The 17,312-nt window shown below is 34.6% G+C and carries 14 protein-coding genes; 12 read left to right on the top strand and 2 right to left on the bottom strand.

Features of this window, described 5'->3' with window-relative positions:
- Window positions 1–57: 57 nt before the first annotated feature.
- From FPG59_RS07260 to FPG59_RS07280, 5 genes are all read left to right on the top strand, one after another.
- Window positions 58–504 carry a hypothetical protein gene (locus FPG59_RS07260; protein WP_140344606.1) on the top strand — a complete coding sequence of 149 codons (447 nt, stop codon included), beginning with the start codon at window positions 58–60 and terminating at the stop codon, window positions 502–504.
- Window positions 494–694 (top strand): helix-turn-helix transcriptional regulator, encoded by a 201-nt coding sequence (locus FPG59_RS07265; RefSeq protein WP_086453960.1) that lies wholly within the window; start codon window positions 494–496, stop codon window positions 692–694. Before FPG59_RS07260 ends, FPG59_RS07265 begins: the two co-directional genes overlap by 11 nt.
- Before the next feature lie 130 nt (window positions 695–824).
- Window positions 825–4,244: an isoleucine--tRNA ligase gene (gene ileS, locus FPG59_RS07270; protein ID WP_086453961.1), complete on the top strand. Its 3,420-nt coding sequence runs from the start codon at window positions 825–827 to the stop codon at window positions 4,242–4,244.
- 6 nt (window positions 4,245–4,250) lie between these two features.
- On the top strand, window positions 4,251–4,631 hold the full coding sequence (locus FPG59_RS07275) for a TraR/DksA C4-type zinc finger protein (RefSeq protein ID WP_086453962.1): 381 nt from the start codon (window positions 4,251–4,253) through the stop codon (window positions 4,629–4,631).
- An 85-nt stretch (window positions 4,632–4,716) separates the two neighbouring features.
- A complete protein-coding gene (locus FPG59_RS07280; RefSeq protein ID WP_086453963.1) occupies window positions 4,717–5,313 on the top strand; it encodes a lipoprotein signal peptidase in 597 nt (198 codons plus the stop codon).
- 128 nt (window positions 5,314–5,441) lie between these two features.
- On the opposite strand, the gene FPG59_RS07285 is transcribed toward FPG59_RS07280, so the two are convergent.
- Complete coding sequence (locus FPG59_RS07285) at window positions 5,442–6,008, bottom strand: 5-formyltetrahydrofolate cyclo-ligase (protein WP_086453964.1); 567 nt, start codon at window positions 6,006–6,008, stop codon at window positions 5,442–5,444.
- Window positions 6,009–6,017: 9 nt separating this feature from the next.
- Window positions 6,018–7,001 (bottom strand): succinylglutamate desuccinylase/aspartoacylase family protein, encoded by a 984-nt coding sequence (locus FPG59_RS07290; protein WP_086453965.1) that lies wholly within the window; start codon window positions 6,999–7,001, stop codon window positions 6,018–6,020.
- 127 nt (window positions 7,002–7,128) lie between these two features.
- Here FPG59_RS07290 and uvrC point away from each other — a divergent pair, with 127 nt between their 5' ends.
- From uvrC to FPG59_RS07325, 7 genes are all read left to right on the top strand, one after another.
- Window positions 7,129–8,922, top strand: a complete 1,794-nt coding sequence (gene uvrC, locus FPG59_RS07295) for an excinuclease ABC subunit UvrC (RefSeq protein WP_086453966.1) — start codon at window positions 7,129–7,131, stop codon at window positions 8,920–8,922.
- Window positions 8,923–8,931: 9 nt separating this feature from the next.
- The gene (locus tag FPG59_RS07300; protein WP_086453967.1) at window positions 8,932–11,304 is read left to right on the top strand and encodes a patatin-like phospholipase family protein; all 2,373 of its coding nucleotides are present in this window, start codon (window positions 8,932–8,934) and stop codon (window positions 11,302–11,304) included.
- 181 nt (window positions 11,305–11,485) lie between these two features.
- Window positions 11,486–12,643: a homogentisate 1,2-dioxygenase gene (locus tag FPG59_RS07305; protein WP_086453968.1), complete on the top strand. Its 1,158-nt coding sequence runs from the start codon at window positions 11,486–11,488 to the stop codon at window positions 12,641–12,643.
- Window positions 12,644–12,847: 204 nt separating this feature from the next.
- Window positions 12,848–14,008 carry a 4-hydroxyphenylpyruvate dioxygenase gene (gene hppD, locus FPG59_RS07310; RefSeq protein WP_086453969.1) on the top strand — a complete coding sequence of 387 codons (1,161 nt, stop codon included), beginning with the start codon at window positions 12,848–12,850 and terminating at the stop codon, window positions 14,006–14,008.
- A 290-nt stretch (window positions 14,009–14,298) separates the two neighbouring features.
- On the top strand, window positions 14,299–15,069 hold the full coding sequence (locus FPG59_RS07315; RefSeq protein ID WP_086453970.1) for a DUF3108 domain-containing protein: 771 nt from the start codon (window positions 14,299–14,301) through the stop codon (window positions 15,067–15,069).
- Window positions 15,069–16,004, top strand: a complete 936-nt coding sequence (locus FPG59_RS07320; RefSeq protein WP_086453971.1) for a tryptophan 2,3-dioxygenase family protein — start codon at window positions 15,069–15,071, stop codon at window positions 16,002–16,004. Before FPG59_RS07315 ends, FPG59_RS07320 begins: the two co-directional genes overlap by 1 nt.
- Before the next feature lie 20 nt (window positions 16,005–16,024).
- Entirely contained in the window at window positions 16,025–17,245 is a 1,221-nt protein-coding gene (locus tag FPG59_RS07325; RefSeq protein WP_086453972.1) for a peptidoglycan DD-metalloendopeptidase family protein, read from the top strand.
- The last annotated feature ends 67 nt before the right edge of the window (window positions 17,246–17,312 follow it).

The following is a 17,312-nucleotide window of genomic DNA, read 5'->3' on the forward strand; positions in this document are numbered from 1 at the left end:
AGTTTGTTGTTCTTTATGAAAAACAAACTGTAACCGATAAACTTTATGGAACTAAAAATGAAACAAGAGGGCAGTATTGAAAAAATTGATAAATACACAAATTTCCTGCTCCCTAATAAATTTAAAAGAGTTGGATTAGTACTTTTTGTATTTGCATTTATTTCATATTTTGCTGTTGGAGTATATGTTGAAAATAGTAACTATTATTTACTTCAAAACATAGCACATACGATTGCTATTTTGAGTTTACTTATGATAGCTATTTCAAGAGAGAAAATAGAAGATGAGTTAATTGCTAAAATTAGAATGCAATCGTATCATTACGCTGTAATTGGTACGGTAATCGTACATTTTTGTATGTTCTTCGTACCTTCTGTTTTAACATTGCTATTTTCTAGTACTCAAACAATTCAAGAGAATAATGATATTTTTGTGTTGGTATGTCTGTTAGTTATTAAGATTTTAACTTTCAACAAGTTGAAAAAAGCGTATTATGAAGAATAGACTAAAGATAGAACGAGCCATTCTGAATATTACGCAGGAAGAATTAGCAGAAAGAATAGGTGTTTCTAGGCAAACTATCAATTCTATCGAGACCAATCGGTTTGTGCCTTCAACTGTTTTAGCTCTAAAATTATCAAAATTGTTTGGGAAACCAGTCAATGATTTTTTTGAATTAGAAGGAGATGAATAAAAGTGTTTTTATCTTTTTTGTCAAAATGCAAGTAAATCGATTTTGGCTTAAAGCGTAACTTTCGACCTACGACTTTCAACTTTTAACTTTAATTTACTACTTTCGCATTTCGATTAAAGAAAAGGATAAAATGAGCACAAAATTTACTGAATACAAAGGACTTGACTTGCCAACAGTGGCGTCAGAAGTACTTGCTTTTTGGAAGAAAGAAACTATATTTGAAAAGAGTGTAACCACTCGCGAAGGCAATCAACCGTTCGTATTTTTTGAAGGTCCGCCTTCAGCAAATGGATTACCAGGAATTCACCACGTGATGGCACGTGCTATTAAAGATATTTTTTGCCGTTATAAAACTCAAAAAGGGTTCCAAGTAAAGCGTAAAGCCGGTTGGGATACGCACGGTTTACCTGTAGAATTAGGTACCGAGAAAGAACTTGGAATTACAAAAGAAGATATTGGAAAAACCATTTCTATTGAAGAATACAACGAAGCGTGTAAAAGAACAGTTATGCGCTACACGGATGTATGGAATGATTTGACCGAAAAAATGGGATATTGGGTTGATATGGAAGATCCGTATGTGACCTACAAACCAAAATACATGGAAACCGTTTGGTGGATTTTAAAGCAAATCTACAACAAGGATTTGATGTACAAAGGATACACCATTCAGCCGTATTCTCCAAAAGCAGGAACAGGATTGTCCTCACATGAGGTGAATCAGCCAGGAAGTTACCGCGATGTAACGGATACTACAGTTGTGGCACAATTTAAAGTTCTTGCAGAAAGCCTGTCAGACTTGCAACGCATTTTTGAAATAGGTCATCTTTTTGAAGATACTTTTTTCCTAGCTTGGACCACTACACCTTGGACTTTACCAAGTAATACCGCGCTTACCGTTGGTCCTAAAATTGACTATGTTGTAGTAAGTACCTACAATCAATATACGTTTAAACCTGTCAATGTAATTTTAGCAAAGGCATTGGTAAACAAACAATTTGTTGGAAAATATACAGAAGTACAAGAGGAAAGTGAATTACTTAATTACAAAGAAGACGATAAAAAAATCCCATTCTTTATTACCGCAACGTGTAAAGGAGCCGATTTAGTCAACATCCAATACGAACAATTAATGCCATTGGTACTGCCGTATCAAAATGCTGAAAACGCTTTTAGAGTGATTTTAGGAGATTTTGTTACTACCGAAGATGGTACTGGAATTGTTCATACTTCGCCAACTTTTGGTGCTGATGATGCCAAAGTAGCCAAAGAAGCTACACCAGAAGTGCCGCCATTATTAGTGCTTGATGAAAATGGAATTCCGGTTCCATTAGTAGACTTGCAAGGACGTTTTGTACAAGGACTTGGTAGTTACTCGGGCAAGTATGTGAAAAACGAATATTACAACGAAGGTGAAGCTCCAGAGCGTTCCGTTGATGTAGAAATTGCGATTCAATTAAAGGAAGAAAACAAAGCTTTTAAAGTAGAGAAATACGTGCACAGTTACCCACATTGCTGGAGAACAGACAAGCCTATTTTATACTATCCTTTGGATTCTTGGTTTATCAAAATATCAGAAGTTAAAGACAGAATGTTTGATCTAAACGAAACCATCAACTGGAAGCCAAAAGCAACTGGTGAAGGTCGTTTTGGAAACTGGTTGAAAAACGCTAACGACTGGAATTTATCCCGCTCTAGATATTGGGGAATCCCATTACCAATTTGGAGAACTGAGGATAAACTAGAGGAAGTTTTAATCGGTTCTGTTGAAGAATTATACAACGAAATAGAAAAATCTATCGCTGCTGGTTTTCAAAAAGAAAATCCTTTTAATGGGTTTGAAATCGGAAACATGAGCGAGGAAAACTATGATTTGATTGATTTACATAAAAATGTAGTTGATGAAATTACGTTGGTTTCGGCTTCGGGTAAACCAATGACACGCGAAACCGACTTAATTGATGTTTGGTTCGATTCAGGTTCTATGCCTTATGCACAATGGCATTATCCTTTTGAAAACAAAGAAAAAATAGATCAAAACCAAGATTTTCCAGCTGATTTTATTGCTGAAGGTGTGGATCAAACCCGTGGATGGTTTTATACCTTACACGCTATTGGTACTTTGGTTTTTGATAAAGTGGCCTATAAAAATGTAGTTTCAAACGGATTGGTTTTAGATAAAAACGGACAAAAAATGTCCAAACGTTTAGGCAATGCTGCCGACCCTTTTGAAACTTTAAAAGAGTACGGACCAGATGCTACGCGCTGGTACATGATCTCAAATGCTAATCCTTGGGATAACTTGAAATTTGACTTAGAGGGAATTGCTGAGGTACGAAGAAAATTCTTTGGTACTTTATACAATACCTATTCCTTCTTTAGCTTGTATGCTAATATTGATGGTTTTACATATGCTGAAGCGGAGATTCCTGTACAAGAGCGACCAGAAATTGATCAATGGATTATTTCTGAATTGAATACTTTAGTTAAGGAAGTGGATGGCTTTTATGCCGATTATGAGCCTACTAAAGCAGCAAGAGCCATATCTGAATTTGTTCAGGAAAACTTGAGTAACTGGTACGTTCGTTTGTGCAGAAGACGTTTCTGGAAAGGCGAGTATGCACAGGATAAAATTGCTGCTTATCAAACATTATATACCTGTTTGTTAACGGTAAGTAAACTAGGTGCAGCTATTGCTCCATTTTTCATGGATAAACTTTACAGAGATTTAACGCAAGCAACACAATCTGAATCGTTCGAGAGTGTACATTTGGCGGAGTTTCCAAAATACGTTGAAAACTTTGTTAATAAGTCGTTAGAGAGTAAAATGCAGAAGGCACAAACCATTTCATCCTTAGTTTTATCACTACGTAAAAAGGAAATGATTAAGGTACGTCAACCTTTGCAAAAGGTAATGATTCCAGTACTTGACGATAATCAAAGAGCTGAAATTGAGGCCGTATCTGACCTTATAAAAGCAGAGGTAAACGTGAAGGAAATTGTACTTCTTGACGATGCATCAGGAGTTTTGGTGAAGCAAATTAAACCAAATTTTAAGGCACTTGGGCCTCGTTTTGGTAAAGATATGGGATTGATTTCCAAAGAGATACAAGGTTTTTCTAAAGAGCAAATTGCCCAGTTAGATAAAGAAGGAAGTCTCGATATTGTAATTGCAGGAAATTCCGTAACTTTAACTTTAGAAGATGTGGAGATTACTTCGCAAGATATTGAGGGCTGGTTAGTAGCAAATTCGAATGGAATTACTGTTGCACTTGACATTAAAATATCAGACGAATTAAGACAAGAAGGGATTGCTAGAGAATTAGTAAACAGAATTCAAAATATCCGTAAAGATTCAGGATTTGAAGTAACGGATACGATTAAAGTACAATTAAAGCGAAATGGAATTTTAGAAGAGGCCATCTTGAAAAATGAAGCATACATAAAATCAGAAACATTAACGCACGATTTAGTTTTTGTAGATGATTTAAAAGAAGGTACAGAAATAGAATTTGACGAGATAAAAACAATGATATTAATTTCAAAATAAAATACGATGGTAGATGAAGCTACACGATACTCTGACGCTGATTTAGCAGAGTTCAAAGAGTTAATACTCAATAAAATTCAAAAAGCACAAGCTGATTTAGATTTGATCAAAAGTGCTTACATGAATGATTTAAATAACGGAACAGATGATACTTCGCCTACATTCAAAGCTTTTGAAGAAGGAAGCGAAACTATGTCTAAAGAAGCAAATTCACAATTGGCAATTCGTCAGGAGAAATTTATCCGAGATTTAAAAAACGCACTTTTCCGTGTTGAAAATAAGACTTATGGAGTTTGTAAAGTAACTGGTAAATTAATCGGGAAAGAAAGATTGAAAATTGTTCCTCATGCAACAATGAGTATTGAAGCAAAGAACTTGCAACGATAAACCTCTTGTTAAACAAGATTTAACGCTCCATTGGGAGCGTTTTTTTTGATTAAATTGTTATTTTTGCGCCATTAAAATTTATAAAATGTCATTACGAAAAGCGTATCTTCTTATTTTTATCTTATTGATTGTTGATCAGGCTTCTAAAATCTACATTAAAACTAATTTTGTTTTAGGGGAAGAAGTAAAAGTGTTCAATTGGTTCAAAATTCTATTCATTGAAAATGAAGGGATGGCTTGGGGAGTTCAAATTCCAGGAGCATATGGAAAATTGTTTTTAACTCTTTTTAGAATTGGTGCTGTTGGTGGTATAGGCTATTGGTTGTGGGATTCGGTAAAAAAGAAGAGTTCAAATTATTTGATTGTTGCTATTTCTTTAATTCTTGTTGGTGCTTTCGGTAACATTATTGATTCTGTTTTTTACGGTGTTATTTTTAATGACAGTCAACAACAATTGGCTACTATGTTTTCGGATCAACCGTATGGAACTTGGTTTCATGGAAAAGTAGTAGACATGCTTTATTTCCCTTTTTGGCACGGAAATTTGCCTGATTGGTTGCCAATTTGGGGCGGAAAAGAATTTACTTTTTTCAACGCTATTTTCAATGTTGCTGATATGGCCATTTCAACCGGAGTGGGAATCTTAATTTTTTTCAATAAAAAAGCATTTCATAACAGTTAAAAATAGGACTGTCATTAAGTACAATGATCTTATTTTAGGCTGGTAGTTGGAATGAAAAAATAAACTTTTAAGACCTTTAAGAAAATTAAGTTTTGAAAACTCTTAATTTGCTTAAAGGTCTTAGTAGTTTAGATATATTTGTAAGCAGTTGTGGGTGTCACCACGTAATTCAAAGCAATATCATCTTCAAAAACACCTTCAATTGCTTCTTCAGGTTCAAAAAAAGACAGTCCAATCTTGATTACATCTGGTTTGCATTCAGAGAGAAATTTATCATAAAATCCTTTTCCGTAGCCCACGCGATGCCCGCTTTTATCAAATGCTAATAGCGGTACAAAAACAACGTCAATTTTTGTTGAGGGAACTTCAATTCCATCCACAGGTTCTGGAATGTTATATTCGTTTTTCTTAATTTTAGTATTGTCTGTCAGTAAAAAATGCGTCATTTTTCGAGTTTCAAAATCAGCTTTGGACACAATAATTTCCTTGTCTTTTCCTGATAATAAATGAAGAATGAATTCGGTATTTACCTCTTTTTGTTCTGTTATGGGTAAAAAAATATGGAAGTAGTTTTTCTCCCAAATAGGAAGTTTGATTATTTTATTGGCAACAGCCAAACTCATTTCCTCTATTTCATTTTCAGATAAAGAATTTCGTAAGGCTTTGTATTTTTGTCGTAACTCTGTCTTATTCATTTTAATAATTTATTCTCCTTCTTCGCCTGATGCATTCGATAAGTGGTATATAGCGTCACCTTCGTAAACAATCGGGGAATGATTGGCATTGATAATATAACCGTCGTTTGGGGCTTTTACTTTTCGTTCAAACTTTCCGTAGGGATCAGTTATGGAGGCAAGAATGGTTCCTTTTTTTACAAATTTACCTATTGAATTATAATCATGTAATAAACCAGAACATTTGGCACGTATCCAGCCTGATTTTTCAATATAAATGGTGTTGGATTGTTGTTGTTCTGCTGTATGTTTTAAATCGAGCATGTCAAGATGTTTAAGCAGTCTCTTAGCTCCATTTAAACCTTCTTTAGCGATATCTTTATTAATATCTAATGATTTTCCGCCTTCAAAAAGTAGCATTTTGACATTCATTTTTTCACTGGAACTCCTAAACGAACCAGCAATGTTTCTAGAATATAAGGTGAATGGGGCATTAAAAACATCGGCAAGAATTTTTAAATCAGCATTATTGTGTGCTATTCTAATTTGTGGTGCGTTAAAACGACTCGCTCCGCCAGCATGAAAATCAACAGCGTATTGCACAACGGGCATGATTTCGGTTAGAATGTGATAGGCAAATCGGCTGGCTAAAGAACCCGTTTTACTTCCGGGAAAAACACGGTTTAAATCCCTGCCGTCTGGGAATTCTCTGGATTTATTAACAAATCCGTACACGTTAATAATAGGAATACAAATTATAGTACCTCTTTTAGGTTTGTTTATTTTTTCATGAATAAGTTGCCGTACAATTTCTACACCATTTATTTCGTCTCCATGAATTCCAGCAGAGAATAACACTACAGGACCTTCTAGTTTTGAACGTTTTACAATAACGGGAATGTTTAATTTAGTAGTAGTGTGCAGTCGGGCAATTTCAACATTTATTGTTTTGCTTTCGCCAGGATATATGCTTTCGCCAAAAAGCACAATAGGAGTAGTATTGCTTTTTATCATAAGTTCTTGAAAATATAAAAATAAGCATAATAACGAATTACAACCAAGAATTAGGCTAAATATTTTGCAAGAAACAATTCGCTAGCATTGATTTGTATTTCGTAATTTTAGAAGTTAACTTTGTTACATGAATCCAACAGCTCTAGCCCTACAAATACAAACCTTACCAGACAATCCCGGCGTATACCAATATTACGACAAAGAGGGAAAAATTTTGTATGTAGGTAAAGCTAAAAATCTAAAGAAAAGAGTTTCTTCCTATTTTAATAAAATTCACGATACTGCTAAAACAAATGTTTTGGTAAAGAAGATTGTGACCATAAAACATATTGTGGTTCCTACAGAGACTGATGCACTTTTGTTAGAAAATAACTTGATTAAAACGCTACAGCCACGGTATAATGTGTTGCTTCGTGATGATAAAAGTTATCCGTGGTTGTGTATAAAGAAAGAACCTTTCTCGCGCATATTTGCTACACGTAGGATGGTTAAGGATGGATCGGAATATTTTGGACCGTATACCAGTTTCAAAACAGTAAGTACAATTTTAGAACTCATCAAAGAATTGTACCCGCTGCGTACTTGTAATTATGATTTAAGCAAAAACAATATAGAGAGCGGAAAGTTTAAGGTATGTCTCGAGTATCACATTGGCAATTGTATGGGACCATGTGAAGGTCATGAAACTATTGAAAACTACCAGAAACAAGTAGATGCCATTCGTGAAATACTCAAAGGAAACTTTAAGGAGAGCATGAAAGATTTCAAGCGGGTCATGACAAACTTAGCTGCCGAAATGCATTTTGAGGAGGCGCAAAAAATCAAAGAAAAAATAGAGGTTTTAGAAAATTATCAATCGCGTTCTACGGTGGTAAATCCTAAAATTACTAACATTGATGTTTTTTCCATTGTGTCTGATGAGGCGGCTGCCTATGTCAACTTTTTACAAATATCCCATGGCTCCATTATTAGGTCTCACACCATGGAAATCAAGAAAAAATTAGATGAACCTGACGAAGAGCTACTCGAATTGGCTATAATCGAATTAAGAGAGCGTTTTCAGTTACTATCTCGTGAAATAATTGTTCCGTTTCCAGTAGATCTGGGTGAAAACATAAAAATAACCGTTCCACAACTTGGGGATAAAAAGCAAATTTTAGATTTATCCATTCGTAACGCTAAGTTTTATCGAATAGAACAACTCAAACAACTACAAATAGTAGATCCAGATAGACACACCAATAGGATTATGGCACAAATGCAAAAAGATTTGCGATTGCCCGTAGAGCCTAGGCATATTGAGTGTTTTGATAACTCAAATATTCAAGGTACAAATCCAGTATCAGCATGTGTTGTTTTTAAAGATGGAAAACCAAGTAAAAAAGATTACCGCCATTTTAACATCAAAACTGTAGAAGGACCAGATGATTTTGCCTCTATGACAGAGGTGGTTTACAGACGCTACAAACGACTATTGGACGAAAACCAACCCCTACCTAATTTAATTATTATTGATGGGGGAAAAGGGCAGTTGTCGTCAGCGTTAAAAAGTATCGATGATTTAGGATTACGAGGTAAAATAGCCATTATTGGGATTGCCAAAAGGCTGGAAGAGTTGTTTTATCCTGGTGATTCTATTCCGTTATACTTAGACAAAAAATCCGAAACGCTAAAAGTGATACAACAACTGCGTAACGAAGCCCACCGTTTTGGGATAACGCATCATAGAGACAAACGCAGTAAAGCAGCGCTCAATTCATCTATAGAATCCATACCAGGCATTGGCGAAAAAACGATGTTATCCTTGATTCAACATTTTAAAAGTGTTAAAAGATTAAAATTAGCCTCAGAAAAAGAAATTTCAGACGTTGTAGGTAGTTCAAAAGCCAAAAAAATTACCGAATTTTACAACAATAAATAGTGTTTTTCTATGAGCCAATTCCAGCTATCCGTTTCAAGCGCTCCGCAAAAAAGCTTTTTTTCTAATAAAAGCAAAGGAGCTCCTGCGGTCGCTCTTTCCTTTTATGAAAAAATAGCTTTTTTTGCCTCTCGGCTTTTCACTGCTATCTGGGGCTTTAAGCAAATATCTACAGGAGAACTTCCGGCAATATTCTTTTTTATAACTTCTTTTTTATTAGGATTGCAAACTACCGTTGCACAAGAGCAAAAAAGTCCTAAAATAGGTTTGGTTTTAAGTGGAGGCGGTGCTAAAGGTTTTGCTCATATTGGAGTTTTAAAAGTGCTTGAAGAAGCAGGGGTTAAAATTGATTACATAGGCGGTACCAGCATGGGAGCTGTAATAGGCGGACTTTATGCAACAGGATATAATGCAAAGCAAATAGACTCTATTTTTCACACTACAAATTTTAACGAGTTATTAAACGATTTTATTCCTAGATCTTCAAAAAACTTTTACGAACGTGGAAATGATGAGTCCTATGCGCTAGTACTCCCTTTTAATAAAATGAAAATAGGCATCCCCGAAGCTTTATCAAAAGGGATGTACAACTATAATTTATTGAGTAGAATTACAAGAAATGTAAGTACTATTAAAGATTTTTCAAAACTACCCATACCTTTTTTATGCATAGGAACAAATATAGAAACTGGTGAGCAAGTGGTTTTGAACAAAGGCAATCTTGCACAAGCTATGATAGCAAGCTCGGCCTTTCCGTCCTTATTTGCTCCTGTAGAAATTGATGGAAAAATACTGGTAGATGGAGGTGTGGTGAATAATTATCCTATTGAGGAAGTGCGTAAAATGGGCGCAGATATTATAATTGGTGTTGATGTGCAAGACGGCCTTCTGGATAGAACTCAATTAAAAGATGCGACAAAAATTTTGGTGCAAATTACAAGTCTACAATCTATTGACCGTATCAAAAAAAACATTTTAAATACGGATATTTATATCAAACCAGATATTTCACAATACGGAGTTGTATCATTTGATAAAGGAAAAGAAATCATAAAAAAAGGAGAAGAGGCGGCATCACTCGTTTTAGATAAAATTAATGCCACTGTTAATCCAGCAAAACGCTTCACCAAACCAAGTCTTAAAATAATATCTGATAGCCTAAATATCCGAAATATAAATGCAGGTAAACTAGATAATTATACAAAGGAATACATAATAGGAAAACTCAGGTTTAAACCTGGAACCAAGACTACATTTACAGATTTGCTTAGGGGTATAAATAATATTAATGCCACGCAAAACTTCAGCGCTATTACGTATTCGCTCGAAAAGAATAAAAACGAACTGGATTTAAACTTAAATCTAACCGAAAATCCAACTAAAACCTATCTGAAATTTGGCCTGCATTATGATGATTTATTCAAAAGCGGTGTTTTGATCAATCTAACTCGAAAAAAAGCAATTTTTAAAAATGACGTAGCTTCTTTTGACCTAGTTTTAGGAGATAATGTGCGTTACAGCTTAGATTATTATGTTGAAAATGGTTTTAATTTAAGTTTTGGATTCAAGTCTTTTTACAATCAATTTAGTAGAAATGTGTCTAATGAAATAAGCCCAATTACATCAAGTAATCCTAGTATCAATTCTATCAATGTCGATTTTACAGACTTGACAAATCAAGTTTATTTTCAATCCCTATTTGTTCAAAAATTTTTAATAGGTGGCGGTGTAGAGTTGAAATATTTAAAAATAAAATCAGAAACACTGGCTAACGTAGACCCTACAATAGATAATAGTAATTACGTAAGTCTCTTTGGGTACTTAAAAGCCGATTCTTTTGACAATAAATATTTTCCTAAAAAAGGCTGGTATTTCTCGGGTGATATTCAAACCTATGTTGCTTCGTCAAACTATACAGGTGGTTTTCAACCTTATTCTATTGCCAAAGGAGATTTTGGGGTAGCAGCTTCTTTGTTTAAAAATGCTACCGTAAAGTTCCAGACAGATGCTGGTTTCTCTTTTGGTCAACAAAGCGTTACTTTTTTCAATTTTATTTTAGGTGGCTATGGTTTCAATATGATAAATAATTTTAAATATTTATATGGGTATGATCATTTGAGTGTTGCTGGAAATAGTTACATCAAATCTACAGCTACTATTGATTATGAGTTTTTGAAAAAAAATCACCTTAATTTTTCGGCAAATTTTGCTAATATTGGCGACAGAATTTTTGAAACTGTCAATTGGATTTCTATTCCTAAATATTCAGGATACGCCTTAGGATATGGCATGGAAACAATCATAGGTCCTGTAGAAATCAAGTATACATGGTCTCCTGAGCTCTCTAAAGGTTTTACCTGGTTTAGCATAGGCTTTTTATTTTAAACTTAAATTAATTCAAAAATAATTACGATATTTGTCATAATGAAAGCAAATTGGACAGGTTTATTAGCACATTTACAATTCCTAATCAAGAGAAATCCGGAGTAGCGAATCAATTTTTGATTTAGAAAAAAAACCAAGCGTTACCGCTGTAATTAATTACAACTTTTTTAAACAAAAAATTATGCCACTATATCATAAACTAGGGACTTTCCCGCAAAAAAGACACGTACAATTCGAAAAACCGAATGGAGGTTTTTACTACGAACAATTGTTTGGAACCGAAGGTTTTCATGGTCATGCTTCCTTATCATACCATGTGCATCGCCCAACACAAGTTAAAGAAATTCTCAAATCATATTCGGTTGAGCCAAAAATTGCCATTGGTAAAAACATCAAATCGTTATTGCTAAAAGGTTTTGAACTAAAACCCGAAGACGATTTTCTAGACAGCCGCAAAGCGTTATTAGTCAATAAAGACTGTACCATCGGTCTGGCAGCGCCCAAAAAATCTTTAACAACGTATTTCTATAAAAATGCCGATGCCGATGAAATGATTTTCATACACAAAGGAAAAGGAAAATTGCGTACAATGTTAGGAAACATTCCTTTTGAGTACGGTGATTATCTTATTATCCCGCGCGGAATTATATACCAAATTGAATTTGACACTGAAGACAACCGTTTGTTTTACGTAGAATCATTTGCTCCATTTTATACTCCAAAACGCTATAAAAACGAATCGGGTCAGCACTTAGAGCATTCTCCTTTTTGTGAGCGTGATTTTATTTTGCCAAGCGAACTAGAAACGCATGACGAAAAAGGAGATTTCCTTATCAAAATCAAAAAAGAAGGCATGATGCATGAAGTGGTTTATGCCACACATCCTTTTGATGTTATCGGTTGGGACGGTTATAATTTCCCATACGGTTTTAGCATTCATAATTTCGAGCCTATTACAGGACGAGTACACCAACCGCCGCCGGTACATCAAACTTTTGAAACTGCCACTTTTGTAGTATGTTCATTTGTACCTAGATTGTACGATTACCATCCAAAATCAATTCCGGCGCCTTACAACCATAGTAATATTGATAGTGATGAGGTCTTGTATTACGTAGATGGTGATTTTATGAGCCGCAACAACATAGAGCAAGGACACATAACGCTCCATCCAAAAGGCATTCCGCACGGTCCTGCACCAGGAGCAATGGAGCGCAGCATTGGACACACCGGTACCGAAGAGTTAGCCGTAATGGTAGATACTTTCCGTCCCTTAATGGTTACTGAGGAGGCCATGGGTCTAGACGACGGTCAATATTATAAATCTTGGGTTGAATAAATAAGTTTTCACCTTGGATTTCAGGAGCTATTTCCTGCTGTACGCTATATCTTTTTCTGGTCTCGTTAAAAAAACGAGACTAGAAAAAGGATGCCGCTTCCATCAGGGCTAGGAGTTCAACATTCAAAACCATTTTAATAAAACAACAAATAGATTCTTTTATTTGATAACATCTAAAGAAGAATTCAAAAACAAATAAATACCATGTCAAAAGAAGTAAAATCAGTAGAATACGGACTAGAAAAAATATTTGAAGGAGCACAAGATTTCTTGCCTCTTTTAGGAACAGATTACGTAGAGTTTTATGTAGGTAATGCTAAACAATCTGCTCATTATTACAAGACAGCTTTTGGATATCAATCATTAGCTTACGCTGGTTTAGAAACGGGTGTAAAAGACAGAACATCTTATGTATTAAAACAAGATAAAATCCGAATTGTTTTAACTACGCCATTAACGCAAGATTCACCTTTACATGATCATTTAAAAAAACATGGTGACGGTGTAAAAGTAGCAGCATTATGGGTTGAAGATGCTACAAGTGCTTACGAAGAAACCATGAAACGCGGTGCACGCTCTTTTATGGAGCCAACTATCGAAGAAGATGAGTTTGGTCAAGTAGTTCGCTCAGGGATTTATACTTACGGTGAAACGGTTCACATTTTTGTAGAAAGAAAAAATTACAACGGGATTTTCTTGCCAGGATACAAAGAATGGAAATCAGATTATAACCCGGAGCCAACAGGTCTTAAATACATAGATCACATGGTAGGAAATGTGGGTTGGAACGAGATGAATACTTGGGTAAAATTCTACGAAGAAGTGATGGGATTTGTAAACTTTCTTTCATTTGATGACAAACAAATCAATACCGAATATTCAGCCTTGATGAGTAAGGTAATGTCAAACGGAAACGGAAGAATTAAATTCCCTATCAATGAACCTGCCGAAGGGAAAAAGAAATCACAAATTGAGGAGTATTTAGATTTTTATGGTGGGCCAGGAATACAACATATTGCCATTGCAACAGATGATATTATTAAAACAGTAAGTCAATTAAAAGCAAGAGGTGTAGAGTTTTTATCAGCTCCGCCACATACTTATTATGAAGCAATTCCAGAGCGTTTAGGTGCGCACATGGGTATGATGAAAGAAGATATCAACGAAATTGAAAAATTAGCCATCATGGTCGATGCTGATGAAGATGGCTATTTGTTGCAAATTTTTACTAAACCTGTTCAAGATAGGCCAACTTTGTTTTTTGAGATTATTCAACGTATGGGAGCCAAAGGTTTTGGTGCTGGAAACTTTAAAGCCTTGTTTGAGTCAATTGAAAGAGAACAGCAATTACGAGGAACGTTGTAAAAGTTAATTATTTTTACATATTGTGAAAAAATAACCATTCAACGACCTATTTTTTATTAAATGTTGTGTTAAACTTTATTTTTTGTAAATATAACTGGATTTGTTAGCTACCTTTGCACTCGCAAAAAGGGAAGGGGTGGTTTCCTTCCTGATTTCATATAAATTTCATAGTTTATAGTTTTTTGGTTAGTTAATAGCATAAAAACTCAGTCATTATTTGACTGAGTTTTTTTGTTTTAATATATTTGGAATAAAAATTGTAATACAGGTATAAATTTATAAACTAAGAAATGAAAAAATTACTTGTACTCTGTATCATTGGTATCACCTTTGGTTTTTCCTCACCCCAAGAGGATGCCTACGCAGTAGGAGAGTTTTTTAAATTCAGAATTCACTACGGCATTGTCAATGCGGGTTATGCTACTCTTGAAGTAAAAGATGCTAATCTAAACAATAAAAAAACGTTTCATATTGTTGGGAAAGGCTACACTACAGGTATGTCACGATTTTTCTTTAAAGTAGATGATTTATACGAAAGCTATATTGATAAAGAAACAAGAAATCCATACCAGTTTGTTAGAAAAATTGACGAAGGAGGATACACAAAAAATCAAGAAGGTTTTTTCAATCAATCCTCAAATAAAGTAGTTGTAAAAGATTACAAACATAAAACAGAAAAGGCACTTTACATTCCGAAAAATACTCAGGATATATTATCAACATTTTACTACCTTAGGAATCATCCTAATATTGATAAGTTAAATGTTGGTGAATCTATAGCTGTAGACATGTTTTTTGATGATGAAACCACAAAATTCAAGCTTAAATTTATAGGTCGTGAAAATATATCCACTAAATTTGGCGTTGTTTCCACTATGATATTTCGTCCATTAGTACAATCAGGACGTGTGTTTAAGGAGCAAGAAAGTGTTACGGTCTGGATATCAGACGACAACAATAAAGTGCCATTACGCATAAAAGCTAGTTTAGCTGTAGGATCTATAAAAGCAGATCTAGATGCTTATAAAGGGTTAAAAAGCCCATTTAAATTAAAAAAATAATGAGTAATACAGAGGTTTCTGAAACTATTTTAAAAGAAATTGAGCAAAAATATCAGGCTATTAATCAAAAAGTAGAAACCCAACTTGAAGGTTTGCTTTGGTCTAAACCTATAACCTATTGGGATTATATTCAAACAGATGCCTTACTAGGTCTTCAAACACAGCGCACCACCCTTCCTGATGAAATGGTATTCATCATGTACCACCAAGTTAATGAGTTAATCTTTAAAATGATTCTTTGGGAAATCAAGCAAATTGCTTATCAGCCAGCTATTAATGCTGAATTTTTCACTGAAAGAGTCATGAGAATTAGCAGGTATTTTGACATGCTTACAACCTCTTTCGGTATTATGGGTGACGGTATGGAGGTGGATCAGTACATGAAGTTTAGAAATACATTAACTCCTGCCAGTGGTTTTCAAAGTGCGCAATATAGATTAATTGAATTTTCATCTACTGATTTAATTAATCTTATTGACAATAGATTTAGAGGAACAATAGATAGAGATACGCCTTATGAGCATGCACTAGAACATTTGTATTGGCAAGCAGCAGGCAAGGATTATCACACGGGCAAAAAAACCTATTTGCTAGATGAATTCGAAAAGAAATACAAGAAAGAATTTCTGGCCTACATGGAGGAATACAATACGATTAATATTTGGCAAAAATTCAAACAGTTGCCAGAGTTAGATCAGCAAAATCCAGAGTTGATCAAAGCTATGAGACACTATGATTATACGGTTAATATAACCTGGGTGATGCAGCATTTAAACACGGCTAAGAAATATATTGATCAAAGCGGTCAAGGAGATGGTGAAGCAACTGGGGGAAGCGACTGGAAAAAATACATGCATCCTAAATACCAAAAAAGAATTTTTTTTCCGGAATTATGGAGTAGCCAAGAATTAGATAACTGGGGAGTTGAGGTGTAAGTTGAACGTAAACACATAGTTTGAAAAAAATATTCACAATAATTGCTGTGCTAATATTAATAGTGTCATGCAAACAAGAGGAACCTAAAGTTTATAGCGCAAAGAATAAAATCAAACCTAAAAAAAGTGAGTTTGGTTTTGTTTATGCTGATTTTAATGTGGTGCAAGATACCATAGGTAATGGCGATACCTTTGGGACTTTGCTGGAGAGTCAAAATATTGGAAAACGACAAGTTTATGATATTATAGCAAAAGTTAAAGATAGTTTTAATGTCAAAACAATTCGGCTAAACAAGCCTTATACCATTCTTAGATCTAAAAATAAAACTAATGATCTTCAGGTTTTTATTTATCAACCTGATAATTTGAGTTATTATGTTGTAGATTTTAGGGATACTGCAATTGCGGTGTATAAAAAAGTAAAACCCATAACTATTAAAAGACGAACAATAGGTGGCGTCTTGAAAGAATCTTTATCAGAAACGTTAGGGAATGCTAAAATAGAAGGTGCTTTGGCTAGTAAAATCACTAAGATTTATGCGTACTCTATAGATTTTATGAAATTGAAAAAAGGGGATCGTTTTGCATTGACATTTACGGAAAGGTATATCAATGATTCTATTTATGATGGAGTGGAGGAACTTGAGGCTTCTTTTTTTGAATACAAAGGAAAGTTTATTTATGCATTTCCTTTTGCACAAAATCCAGAATCAGGTAAAGTAGATTATTATGACGAACAGGGTAAGACATTAAAAAATTTCTTTCTCAAATCTCCAATAAAGTTTAGTCGAATATCTTCTCGTTTTTCATCTAGTAGATTTCATCCTGTTCAGCATCGCTGGAAAGCACATAAAGGTACGGACTATGCTGCGCCAAGGGGAACACCTATTACAACTACAGCAGGAGGAGTGGTTGAGCAAAGTGGTTATTCTGCTGGAAACGGAAACTTTGTAAAAGTCAAACACAATGGAACGTTTTCTACTCAGTACTTACATATGTCTAAAATTCTTGTGAGACGCGGACAAAGAGTTACTCAAGGACAAGTTATTGGCTTAGTGGGTAGCACTGGTCTTGCAACTGGTCCTCACGTATGTTATCGTTTCTGGAAAAATGGTGTTCAGGTTGATGCTTTAAGACTTAAATTGCCAACTGGCGAGCCCATGACTGGTGCAAATAAAAATAGGTTCTTACAACAAATAACTCCTTTGAAACAAGAACTGGATAGTATTGCAAATTTATAAGCAAACAGTACTTTATTTTAATAGTAGATAGAGAGTATCTGCTTTTAAAAATGAAAATACTTTACAC

The sequence above is a fragment of the Flavobacterium sp. FPG59 genome (genome assembly GCF_002150205.1).
Classification (GTDB): Bacteria; Bacteroidota; Bacteroidia; order Flavobacteriales; family Flavobacteriaceae; genus Flavobacterium.

Bases quoted from the DNA above. Each gene is read 5' to 3' on its own strand.
- FPG59_RS07290 (WP_086453965.1), bottom strand. From the start codon at position 7,001: ATGATAAAAAGCAATACTACTCCTATTGTGCTTTTTGGCGAAAGCATA.
- FPG59_RS07265 (WP_086453960.1), top strand. From the start codon at position 494: ATGAAGAATAGACTAAAGATAGAACGAGCCATTCTGAATATTACGCAG.
- FPG59_RS07280 (WP_086453963.1), top strand. From the start codon at position 4,717: ATGTCATTACGAAAAGCGTATCTTCTTATTTTTATCTTATTGATTGTT.
- FPG59_RS07285 (WP_086453964.1), bottom strand. From the start codon at position 6,008: ATGAATAAGACAGAGTTACGACAAAAATACAAAGCCTTACGAAATTCT.
- FPG59_RS07315 (WP_086453970.1), top strand. From the start codon at position 14,299: ATGAAAAAATTACTTGTACTCTGTATCATTGGTATCACCTTTGGTTTT.
- ileS (WP_086453961.1), top strand. From the start codon at position 825: ATGAGCACAAAATTTACTGAATACAAAGGACTTGACTTGCCAACAGTG.
- FPG59_RS07260 (WP_140344606.1), top strand. From the start codon at position 58: ATGAAACAAGAGGGCAGTATTGAAAAAATTGATAAATACACAAATTTC.
- uvrC (WP_086453966.1), top strand. From the start codon at position 7,129: ATGAATCCAACAGCTCTAGCCCTACAAATACAAACCTTACCAGACAAT.
- FPG59_RS07300 (WP_086453967.1), top strand. From the start codon at position 8,932: ATGAGCCAATTCCAGCTATCCGTTTCAAGCGCTCCGCAAAAAAGCTTT.
- FPG59_RS07320 (WP_086453971.1), top strand. From the start codon at position 15,069: ATGAGTAATACAGAGGTTTCTGAAACTATTTTAAAAGAAATTGAGCAA.
- FPG59_RS07275 (WP_086453962.1), top strand. From the start codon at position 4,251: ATGGTAGATGAAGCTACACGATACTCTGACGCTGATTTAGCAGAGTTC.
- FPG59_RS07305 (WP_086453968.1), top strand. From the start codon at position 11,486: ATGCCACTATATCATAAACTAGGGACTTTCCCGCAAAAAAGACACGTA.
- hppD (WP_086453969.1), top strand. From the start codon at position 12,848: ATGTCAAAAGAAGTAAAATCAGTAGAATACGGACTAGAAAAAATATTT.